We start from the raw sequence: 11142 nt of genomic DNA on the forward strand, positions 1-11142 counted from the left end.
TGTGCCCGGACGCAAAAGGCGTGGCTCTGGCGCAAGCTGGTGGGATAGTGCGGCTATTCCAACTCGCGCCAGCTCGCGGCAGCACACGCAATCACCGCCGCCGAAAATGCCAGCGAAGACCAGTGAAACTGACCGACGACCAACGTGGGGATCTGCGGCAGCGCAAAGACCAATGCGGCGAGGATGGCGCCAGCGCGTCGACGCTTGCTCAGCAACCACCATGCGGTTGCGCTCGTGCCCAATGCCAACACCGCGCGCAAATACATCTTGGGCTTGAGCTCCTCGTACGTCACACCCTCGGGCAGATTGGCCGGCACGTCGAACAGCGCAAGAAACACAAGACCAAGCACACCGCCGACTATGCCCGCCGCAAACAACCAGGTGAGCAAGTGCAGCGGCCACGACGCCGGCGCGGGCTCCGGTTCACTGCGCACCGGCGATTCCTCAAACTCCACCACAACCGGCACCTGCGCCGCCGGTGCGACACCGCATGAGACACTGTGTGAGACACTCTGTGCCTCCCCCGCCAACGGCGTTGTCACCTCGCCGCGCTCACCAACTCGCTCGTCCATCACCAGGCCCGCTCAACCCCCGTCCAATCCACGAACGCGCCGCTGCGATCGCGAGCCAGGCGTTCGCACTGCATCAGGAGGCCTGATGCAACATCCGCCAGTTCCACGCTGCGCTCCTCGTCTGCGGGCACATCTTCGTCTTCGGCCACGTGGCCTGCGCCAAGCACCAGCGCACTCGCATTGCCCAGACAGAGCACCACCCGCTCCTCGCGCAAGTCGTGCGCCAGCGCGCGCACCAGCATGTGCAGTCCGGCGGCGCTTGCGCTCTCCGCGTAATCCCCACCAAGCTGCTTGTCCTTGAGCGAGCCGCGCTCGCTGCTCACCACCAGCACCCGCGCCCCGTCCCCTCGCGTGAGCCAGGGCAGCAGCGTGCGAATCAACAGCACCGGGGCCACCGCGTGTCGCCGGTAGTGCTCCGTCAGTCCCGTGGAGGTCATGGTGGACAAGTGTGCGTCCCGCGCAGCATCGCGTACCCGCTCATGCGCCCCGAGCTCTACCGGCCCCAGTACCACCAGGTCGAGCGAATCGGTGAGACTCTCCAGCACCGGCACCACATCGGCCACACTCGAGGCGTCCGCCGGTTCAAATGGCAGCAGCTCGAGCCCACCGAACTCCGCACGAAGGTCGGCCAACTCCGGTACACGCGCCGGATTGCGACAGGCGGCATACACGCGGTCGCCACGCGCCAGGCACTGGCGCACCAACTCGATGCCCAGGGGATGTGCGGCTCCCGTCACCAGCGTGCGACGTGCACCAAGGGCGTTCATGACGCCGCTCCTTCCGAGCGCGACGCGTCAATCACACGCGCCACGGCCTCCACCGTCGCATCAATCTCGATGGGCCGGTTGGCGCCCTCTGACGCCTCGCGTTCCTGATGCATGCTCACCAGAATGCCCGGGTCCTTGAGCACATGACCGGTGAGCACGGCCACGACGCGATCGCTGGCACGCACGACACCACGCGACACCAACTGCCGGACACCGGCCACCGACGCCGCACTCGCCGGCTCGCAGCCCACTCCGGCCGCATCGATGACACGCTTGGCCTCCAAAATGTCCTCGTCGCTCACACTCAGTACGAGCCCATCGGTTTCGCGAATGGCGCGCACCGCCCGATCCCACGACGCCGGATCACCAATGCGAATGGCCGTGGCCACGGTGTCCGCCTGCATCTTGTGCCGCGTGGCAAAGCCCTCGGCAAAGCCACGCGCAAACGGCGACGCGCCCGCAGCCTGCACCGACACGAGACGAGGCACGCGCGCAATGAGGCCCAGTGCCGCCGCTTCGCGCAGCGCCTTGCCAAAGGCCGCCGTGTTGCCAAGGTTGCCCGCCGGCAGCACGATGAAATCCGGCGCATCCCAGCCGAGCTGCTGCAGCAGCTCGAACACGATGGTCTTCTGCCCTTCCACGCGCCACGGATTGATGGAATTGAGCAGATAGATGCCCAAGTCTTTCGACGCGGCCTGCACAAGGCGCAGACACTCGTCGAAGTCGCCGCGCACCAGCAGCGTGCGCGCCCCATAGGCCAGCGTCTGCGCCATCTTGCCCATGGCCACCTTGCCGGCTGGCACGAACACCAAACCCGGTATGCCGGCCTGCGCCGCATAGGCCGCCAATGATGCCGAGGTGTTACCGGTGCTCGCACATGCCACCGCCCGCGCCCCAATACGCGCCGCCTGCGTGGCGCCCACGGTCATGCCGCGATCCTTGAACGACCCCGTGGGGTTGTAGCCCTCGTGCTTGAGCAGCAGCCCGTCGCATCCGGCGTAGGTCTGCACGCGCGTGCGCGCCAGCACGGGTGTATTGCCCTCCGGATGACTTACCATGGCCGTGCCAACGCTGGGCATGACCAGCGAGGCAAACCGCCACACGCCGGACGCATGGCCGCCACCAGCCACCGCAGGCAGCGCACAGCAAGGGCCCGCGAATTGCTGGCGCATGGCCATCGCCGTAAGCGGTGCACCCGCCGCATCGACCGGCGCCCGATGCACGATGGCCAGCAGGCCACCGCAGGCCGGACAGGCCGGTGACGCGTCGTGCTCGTGCAGCGTTTCCCCGCAGACATCGCAGCGCTGCACACTCAGTGCGCCCGCCGCTTCATGCGCAGACAGAAACAGCGAATCGTGAGCGGCCATGGTCAGGCGGGCGTGAGTTGAAGAATGTCGTTGAGCACACCGGCGGCCGTGACTTCCGGCCCGGCGCCGGGACCGGTGATGACCAGTGGATACTCGCGGTATCGACGCGTGGTGAACACGATCTGATTGTCCGTGCCACGCAGGCTGGCCAGCGGGTGACTGCGGTCCACCGCCTGCAGACCGACGCGCACCGCACGACTGGTGGCCCGCAACACATAGCGCAGTACCTTCCCCTGCCGCTCGGCGGCCGCCTGACGCGCGGCCCAGACAGCGTCCTGCTCATGCAGCGTGGCCAGAAAGCGGGCCGTTGTGAGCTGGCGCGCCGCTTCGGGCACCAGCGACTCGACCTGCACATCCGACAGCTCGCCTTCAAAGCCCATCAGGCGGGCGAGAATGAGCGCCTTGCGCGCCACATCCATGCCGGACAGGTCGTCACGCGGATCGGGCTCCGTGTAGCCACGCTGCATGGCTTCACGCAGTGCCTCGCTGAACGCGCGTCCCGCACCAATCTGCGTGAGCAGGAATCCCAGCGTACCCGACGTGCAACCCTCGATGCGCAGCACCTGATCCCCCGTCTCCACGAGCTTGGCAAAGCTGTCCATGACCGGCAGACCGGCGCCCACGGTGGTCTCGTGCAGAATGCGCACCCCCTGCGCCGCGGCGGCCGCGTGCAGCGCCGCCACTTCGCCACGCGCCGCAGCCAAGGGTTTCTTGTTGGCCAGCACGATGTCCATCTCGCCGCCCACCGCGGCGCGCAACGCCGGCAATGTTTCGTCCGCGGTGAGGTCCACAAGCACCGGCTGCGCCAGTGCATGCGACGCAATGTACTGCACGGCCTGCGTGGCCTGACTCTTGTGCGCCGACGGCAGCGACGCCAGCGCGCCGCCCGCCGCCTTGTGTTTGACGGCCTGCTGCAGTTGCGCCGCCGACAAGCCATCGGGTTCAAACACGAAGCCGCTGCGATCGATGAGCCCAACCACCGTGGGCTTCACGCGGCGCCGCGTGCGCGGCAGCATGCGCAGCAACTCGCGCCCGATCTGCCCCACACCCAGCAGGACCACATCGAGGCGGTCGCGGCTTCGTGTGCCGCCACCGCCGATCTTGTCCAGCTGAAACTCGTCGTGCACCGCCTGCGCAGCCATGACCGCCTGCGCTTCATCAATGACCACCGAGATGTTGAGCTCACTCGAACCCTGCGCAATGGCCACGATATTCACACCCGCCTGCGAGAGCGAGGAGAACATGCGCGACGCAATGCCAGGGGTGCCGGCCATGCCAAGACCCACCACCGCCAGCGTCGCCATGCCGGTCTGCACGGCCATGCCTTCGAGTTCACGACGGGCCAGTTCACGCTCAAAGGCCTGCTCAAGCGCGACGCGCGCATCATCGCCGCGCTCGGCCGGAATGCACAGGCAAATGCTGTGCTCCGATGACGCCTGCGAAATGAGCGTCACCGAAATGCCCGCTTGCTGCAGCGCGGCGAAGGTGCGTGCGGCGATGCCAGGCACACCCAGCATACCATTGCCGGTCACGGTAACCAGCGCCTGCTGCCGCACGATGCTCAGCGCCTTGACCGGATACTTGTCGAGCGTGTGCCGTGTACTGATCTCGGTGCCCGGCGCATCCGGCGTGGCAAAGGGACGCACAAACACCGGCACCGCCGTGCGCGCCAGCGGAATGAGCGCCCGCGGATGCAGCACCTTGGCGCCATAGTACGCGAGCTCCGCCGCCTCTCGCACATTGAGCTGCGGCACGATGCGCGCCGACGGCACGAGCCGCGGGTCGGTGGTCATGAGACCCGGCACGTCCTTCCACAACGTGATGCGCTCGGCCTTGAGGGCCCGCCCCAGCACGGTGGCCGTCAGATCACTGCCACCGCGGCCCAGCGTGACTAATGCGCCGCTGCTGGTGCCACCAACGAATCCCGGCACCACGGGAATGATGCGCCGCGCGAGCAGCGGCTGAATGCGGGCGCGCACCTGCTTGTCCGTGGCCGCCAGATCAGGGAACGCGTTGCCAAACACGCCGTCCGTGAGAATCACCTCGGCGGCTTCGACATAGCGCGCCTTCACACCACGCGCCACGAGTCCCGCCACCACCAGGCGCGCCGAGAGTTGCTCGCCGCGCACCACCAGAAAATCGCGGGTGCGTGGCGTGAGCTCACGCAGACTGGCCACACCATGGGCCAACGCCTGCAGCTCGGCAAACACCACATCCAGCTCGGCGCAGAGCGCCTTGCGCTCCGCCTGCCGCGTCATCACGCCGTTGGCCACGGCATGATGCCGCAGACGCAGCGCGTCCACCGCCTTGTCCACTTTGGCCACATCACCGCGCAGGGCGGTATCGGCAATGTCCAGCAGCGCGTCGGTAACGCCTGCCAACGCCGAGACAACCGTGACCACACGTGACGATGGGGCGTCGGCAATGAGGCCGATGGCATGCCGGACTGCATCGGCATCGGCCAACGACGCCCCGCCGAATTTGAAGACCTCCACCGCGCCCGTCGTGCCCCGGGTGCCTCGCGTAGCGGCACGGCGGGACGATGGTTTGCGGGAGGACGGTTTACTGGCGGAGCGGCTCGGCATGGGTCAACGGGTCTGGGGACATTTTACGGGACTTCCGACTCTAGTTCGCGCCGCCTTCCCTGTCCACACCCGTGTCTCCCTGCATACCTTTCACCTTGCACATCCTCGTGTCGCCATTCGGGCGGCCATTGGCAACACCGGCCCCACGTCATGACCGCACCCGCTACTGCGCCCCAGAATCCCTTTGCCCCTGACGCACCGGCCCTTCCGGCCCGCATCCGCGGCCTCGCCCGTCTGGCGCAGAACCTCGCCTGGAGCTGGAACCGGGAAGCCCGTTCGCTCTTCAAGGCTATCGACGAAGCCCTCTGGTCGCGACTGCGCCACAATCCCATCACCTTGCTTCAGCAGGTAGCACCCGCTCGGTTGCTGGAACTGGCCCAGGACGACGTGTTCCTCGCGCGCTACGACCGGGCTATGCAGTGGCTGGCCGCCGAGCAGTCGGACGAGCACACCTGGTACGCCCGCAGCTTCCCCGACCTGCGCGGCAAGACCGTCGCCTACTTCTGCGCGGAATTCGGCATTCACAACTCCGTGCCCATCTACTCGGGCGGCCTCGGCGTACTGGCCGGCGACCACCTGAAGACGGCCTCCGATCTTGGTGTGCCGCTGGTAGCCGTGGGCATTCTGTATCGCAACGGCTACTTCGACCAGCACATCCGCGTCGACGGCAGGCAGGAGGACTCCGATGCTCGCATCAGCTTCCGCGACGTGCCGATCACGCCGCTGCCGGGCCGCAATGGCGCGAAGCACCTGGTGACGGTCAACACCTTTGGCCGTGACATTCACATTCGGGTGTGGACCATGCAGGTCGGGCGTGTGACGGTGTACCTGCTCGATTCCGATCTCGAGGAGAACCATCCCGACGACCGTCCCCTGCTCTCCAAGCTGTACTCCGGTGGGCCCGCCATGCGTCTCAGACAGGAGTGGTTGCTGGGTGTGGGTGGTGTCCGCGCGCTACGTGCGCTTGGCATTCACCCGGCGGCCTGGCATGCCAACGAAGGCCACGCGGCCTTCATGATGGTCGAGCGCGTGCGCGAACTCACCAAACAGGGACTGGGTTACACCGAGGCCGTGAAGCAGGTACGCAATGCGAGCGTGTTCACCACGCACACGCCCGTCCCGGCCGGACACGATCACTTCCCGACGCACGATGTGCGGGCCTGCGCCAACGGCGTGTGGAACGACATGGGCATCGACGTCGAGACCTTCCTGCGCATCGGCTTCCATCCCGAGTCGGGCAGCGAGGTATTTCACATGACGGCCGCCTCGGCACGGTTGTCGCGGCACGTCAATGCCGTCTCCCGTCGACACGGCATTGTCACGCGCGAGATGAGCCGCTCGCTCTGGGCCAATCGTCCGGCGGAACAGGTGCCCGTGGGACATGTCACCAATGGCGTGCATCTCGCCACCTGGATGGCCAATCCCATCATGCGCCTGCTCGACGAGCATCTCGGGCCGGCGTGGGGCCACAGCAACGACGCCGCGCTCTGGGAAGAAGTGCTCACACTCGACGACGAGCGGCTGTGGTATGTGCATCAGCGCCTCAAGCACACGCTCATGCGGCTGGTGCGTGAGGAGGCGCGGCGGGCCTTTGCGCGCGGCGCCATGGAGTCCACGCAGCTCGTGGGCGCGGGTACTCTCCTCGACCCGAACACGCTCACCATTGGCTTTGCACGGCGCTTTGCGACGTACAAGCGCGCCAATCTCATCTTCCGCGATGTGGAGCGTCTGCGCCGTCTCGTGACCGACCCGTCGCGTCCGGTGCAGATCGTGTTCGCCGGCAAGGCGCATCCGGCCGACACGCCGGGCAAGCAGGTGTTGCAGAGCGTCTACCAGTTTACGCGCGATCCGCGCTTCGAGGGCCGCGTGGCCTTCGTGGAAGACTATGGCATGCACCTCGCGCATCTGCTCGTGCAGGGTGTGGACCTGTGGCTCAACCTGCCGCGCGTTCCGCTTGAGGCGTCGGGCACCAGCGGCATGAAGGCCGCACTCAACGGTGTGCCGCAGCTCTCCACCATTGATGGCTGGTGGGAAGAGGGCTACGAGGGCAACAACGGCTGGGCCATCGAACCGGAAGTGGACGACGACGCCGGATGGAATACGGCGCAGCGTCTGTACGACCTGCTCGAGAAGGAAGTGGTACCACGCTACTACGAGCGCGATCGCAACGAGCTGCCGCGTCGCTGGCTGGTCATGATGAAGCATGCCATCCGGGTGGCGGGCCAGCAGTTCACCTCGCGGCGCATGGTGGAGCAGTATGCCCGCTCCTACTATGCGCCGGCCATGATCGGGCTCAGCACGCCTGACGATCCGCCGGTCAACTGAGCATGACACTTCCGGGCTTGGGCTCACCCTTGGTGCGTGCGCCAGCCGACGGCGCGCCCACCATCGTGCACCTCACGGCCGAGTACTCCCCGTTTGCACGCAGCGGCGGACTCGGTGAGGCCGTCATGGGCCTCGCCGAGTGCCAGGTGCGCGGTGGCGCCAACGTGGTGGTGTTCCTGCCACTCTATCGCACCGTGCGCGACCATGCGCCGGACCTCGCTCCCCTGGGGCGTCCGTTGCAAATCGAACTCGGCTTCCGCGGCGAAGAAGTGCGCTTCTTCCGCGAGGTGCATCCACGCAAGGGGCCCAAGGTCGTGTTCGTGGACATCCCCAGTGCGTTCGCGCGCGGTGGCCTGTATGGCGAAGGCGGCAAGGACTACACCGACAACGCCAGACGCTTCGCGCTGTTCTCGCGCGCCGTGCTGGATGCCATTCCGCGGCTCATCAGCGGCCCGGTGCTCGTGCACGCCAACGATTGGCATACCTCGCTGGCGCTGCTCTACATGCGGAGCTACGCCGGTCTCGATGCCCAGTACGCCGGGACCCCCACGGTGTTGTCGGTACACAACGCCGGCTACCAGGGACACTTTCCGGCGTCCATGCTGAACGACTGCGGCATTCCGCCCGAGGTCTTCAACTTCCGGCATGCCGAATGGTACGGACGTATCAATCTGCTCAAGTGCGGACTGACCTTTGCCGATCAAGTGGTGACCGTGAGCCCCACGCACGCGCAAGAACTGCGCACGGCGGGCGGTGGCTTTGGCCTGCACGAAGTGTTTCAATGGCTGGGCAACCGCTTCGGCGGCATCACCAACGGCATCGATCAGCAGGTCTGGGATCCGGCCACCGACGATCAGATCACGGCCAACTATTCGGTCGCCGATCTGTCCGGCAAGCAGCGCTGCAAGGCCGCGCTCCAGCGCTCCTTCGGACTGCCGCAGCGCAAACGCACGCCGCTGTTCGGTTTCACCGGACGCATCGTTTCGCAGAAGGGCCTCGATCTCATGCTCGGCTCGCACGAGATCTGGAATCTCGATGCGCAGTTCGTGTTCCTTGGCGCCGGCGAAGCCCGCTATGAGCGGGCCCTGCTGGAGCTGGCGCGGGCGAGGCCGCGCCACGTAGGCGTGCAGCTCGATTTCACCGATCGCCTTGAGCATCGCCTCATGGCGGGCGCAGACATCTTTCTCATGCCCTCGCAGTACGAACCCTGCGGGCTCACGCAATTGCGGGCGCAGCGCTACGGCGCCCTGCCGGTGGGCCGACGCGTGGGCGGCATAGCCGACACCATCGATGACGACGCGAGCGGCTTCCTGTTCGACGAGTACGATGCACGCGCACTGGACCGCGGCATCACGCGCGCCCTCGCGCGCTTCCACGATCCGCGCGCCTGGCTGCCCCGTATGCAGACCGCCATGCGCCGCGACTTCAGCTGGGAGCGGTCGGCCGAGCGCTACGCCGAGGTGTATCGTCGGGCGCTGGACATCGCGCGACGCCGCGGCTGACCGGGCGCAGCATGCATTGGCTTGTCGTGCATCAGCATCTGTACCAGCCACCTCGTGAAGATCCGTGGATGGAGCTGGTGCCGCGCGAAGCCTCGGCCGCGCCCGACCACGACTGGAACGCACGCATCACCCGCGAGTGCTACGCGCGGCAGGCTGCGGCCGAGCGCTGGGTGCAGCACAAAGCCGCGCACGGCCCATCGGCCGTCATCGACCCTGATGCGCGGGCTGGCCTGGCCCAGGTGGTGAATCTGTACGCGTGGTGCTCGTTCGACGTGGGACCCACGCTCTGCGAATGGCTCGAACGCGAGGCGCCTGACACCATGCGCGCCATGCAGCAGGGTGACGCCGCAAGTGTGGCGCGTTGGGGGCACGGCAATGCCATGGCCGCCCCGTATCATCATGTCATCCTGCCGCTGGCCTCACCGCGTGAACGGCGCACCGAAATCCGCTGGGGTCTGCGGGACTTCCAGCGTCGCTTTCGTCGCGAGGCCGAAGGCTTCTGGCTGCCCGAGTGCGCGGTGGATGAGGCCACGCTCGACGCACTCGCTGACGAAGGCCTGCGCTTTGTCATACTGGCTCCCTATCAGGTGGAAGGCCATGACGGACGCGGCCTGCCACTGCGTTGGCAGGGCAGCGGCGGACGCTCGCTGACCATTCTGCCCTACGACGGCAGTCTCGCCGGCGACGTCGCGTTTGGGGGCCTGCTGCGCAACGCCGAGGCGCTGGCCTCGCGCTTCACGCCATTTCGTGACTGGCCCCGTGAGCAGCTGGCGCGCGAACCGCGGGCCACGACGCTCTGCACCGACGGCGAGACGTTCGGGCATCATCACGCGGGCGGGGAAGTCACGCTGCTCGACGCACTGCGCAGGGTAGCAGAGCGCAACGGGACCGCATCACAAGGGCCGCAGACTCTCCTCGTCAATGCCGCCACGCTGGTGGCGCGTGTCCCCGCCACCACGACGGTGCGCCTCGTCTCACCCTCAGCGTGGAGCTGCGCACATGGGGTGGAGCGTTGGCGCAGCAACTGTGGCTGTCGCCTCGATGGCAATCGTCCGCCACAACAAGGCTGGCGTGGCCCGCTGCGCGACGCGCTCACTACGCTGGCAGAACGCGCGCATGCGCAGTACGAACACGAGGCGCGCTCGCTGTTTGCCACCGATCCGTGGGCGGTGCGTGATGCCTACGGCGAGGTGGTGTCGGAAGATGGCGACACGCTGGAGACCTTCGTTCGCGCGCAGCTGCGCCCGATGGCCGACAGCGCACAGGAAGCGCAGCCGTTGCTGCGGGCCCGTGAGCTGCTCGAACTCGAGCGCGCCACACTCCGGCTGTTCACATCCTGCGCCTGGTTCTTCGACGACGTCGATCGCATTGAGGTTCGGCAGGTGCTGCGCTACGCGGCCCGCGTGCTCGAACTCAGCGGACAGACTGGCGCCTGGGCCGGTCCCCTGGTCGACGCCCTGCGTCTGGCCAGGCACGAGAGCCACCATGGCCCCAGTGCCGCCGACGTGTTCCTGCATGACGCCCTGCCCGATCGCGATGTGGGCATGCGCGTGGCGGCAGGCGCCGCGGCCTTGGCCTCACTTGCTGACGCGGAACGCGTCGGCCCCCTGCCCGATCGGCTCGGTGTGTATGACCTGGTGGTGAGGCCCGAGGCAGCGACCGACAAGATTGAGCACAGCCACTGGCACGTTGCCTTGCATCACCGGCGCAGCGGTGTGCGAACCCAGTACCACGCAACGGTACGCGGCCGTGGCGCGGCGATGCAGCTGTGGATCGCTGAGCGCCGTGATACTCTGCACCAGCAGTCACAAGCCCAGACAAGAGCGGAGCAGTTCTCTGTACATGAATTACCGGAACTCGCCGCACGCTCAGTGCTCAACGCGTCTCGCAGTGACGATACGCTGACTGCCCTCTAGCCTCTATAGAGTCCAGTCCCTGAACAGCTCACGCAGAGGAATGGAGCACGCAGAGCTCGTAGAGAAGTATCTCTAACATGTACTGTGTCGCGTCCTGAATAATGTCTA

7 protein-coding genes are annotated in these 11142 nt (G+C 66.8%); 3 read left to right on the forward strand and 4 right to left on the reverse strand.

Annotated features, from left to right (window positions below; translation table 11 throughout):
- Positions 1-53: 53 nt before the first annotated feature.
- From B2747_RS05615 to thrA, 4 genes are read right to left on the reverse strand one after another with little or no spacing between them, the layout of a single operon-like run.
- Positions 54-575 (reverse strand): hypothetical protein, encoded by a 522-nt coding sequence (locus B2747_RS05615; RefSeq protein WP_291157673.1) that lies wholly within the window; start codon positions 573-575, stop codon positions 54-56.
- The gene (locus tag B2747_RS05620; protein WP_291157675.1) at positions 572-1339 is read right to left on the reverse strand and encodes an SDR family NAD(P)-dependent oxidoreductase; all 768 of its coding nucleotides are present in this window, start codon (positions 1337-1339) and stop codon (positions 572-574) included. Before B2747_RS05620 ends, B2747_RS05615 begins: the two co-directional genes overlap by 4 nt.
- Positions 1336-2706 (reverse strand): threonine synthase, encoded by a 1371-nt coding sequence (thrC, locus tag B2747_RS05625; RefSeq protein ID WP_291157677.1) that lies wholly within the window; start codon positions 2704-2706, stop codon positions 1336-1338. The genes B2747_RS05620 and thrC overlap by 4 nt, the downstream gene beginning before the upstream one ends.
- A gap of 2 nt (positions 2707-2708) precedes the next feature.
- A complete protein-coding gene (gene thrA / locus B2747_RS05630; protein WP_291157679.1) occupies positions 2709-5201 on the reverse strand; it encodes a bifunctional aspartate kinase/homoserine dehydrogenase I in 2493 nt (830 codons plus the stop codon).
- Between the two features lie 240 nt (positions 5202-5441).
- Here thrA and glgP point away from each other — a divergent pair, with 240 nt between their 5' ends.
- The 3 genes from glgP to B2747_RS05645 are packed head-to-tail and all read left to right on the forward strand — an operon-like array spanning position 5442 to position 11034.
- Complete coding sequence (glgP, locus tag B2747_RS05635; RefSeq protein WP_291157681.1) at positions 5442-7616, forward strand: alpha-glucan family phosphorylase; 2175 nt, start codon at positions 5442-5444, stop codon at positions 7614-7616.
- A gap of 2 nt (positions 7617-7618) precedes the next feature.
- The gene (locus B2747_RS05640; RefSeq protein WP_291157683.1) at positions 7619-9118 is read left to right on the forward strand and encodes a glycogen synthase; all 1500 of its coding nucleotides are present in this window, start codon (positions 7619-7621) and stop codon (positions 9116-9118) included.
- A gap of 11 nt (positions 9119-9129) precedes the next feature.
- Positions 9130-11034, forward strand: a complete 1905-nt coding sequence (locus tag B2747_RS05645; RefSeq protein ID WP_291157686.1) for a DUF3536 domain-containing protein — start codon at positions 9130-9132, stop codon at positions 11032-11034.
- The last annotated feature ends 108 nt before the right edge of the window (positions 11035-11142 follow it).

The sequence above is a fragment of the Gemmatimonas sp. UBA7669 genome (genome assembly GCF_002483225.1).
GTDB lineage: Bacteria > Gemmatimonadota > Gemmatimonadetes > Gemmatimonadales > Gemmatimonadaceae > Gemmatimonas.

Coding starts and splice junctions, on each gene's coding strand:
- B2747_RS05640 (WP_291157683.1), top strand. CDS start 7,619: ATGACACTTCCGGGCTTGGGCTCACCCTTGGTGCGTGCGCCAGCCGAC.
- B2747_RS05620 (WP_291157675.1), bottom strand. CDS start 1,339: ATGAACGCCCTTGGTGCACGTCGCACGCTGGTGACGGGAGCCGCACAT.
- thrC (WP_291157677.1), bottom strand. CDS start 2,706: ATGGCCGCTCACGATTCGCTGTTTCTGTCTGCGCATGAAGCGGCGGGC.
- B2747_RS05645 (WP_291157686.1), top strand. CDS start 9,130: ATGCATTGGCTTGTCGTGCATCAGCATCTGTACCAGCCACCTCGTGAA.
- glgP (WP_291157681.1), top strand. CDS start 5,442: ATGACCGCACCCGCTACTGCGCCCCAGAATCCCTTTGCCCCTGACGCA.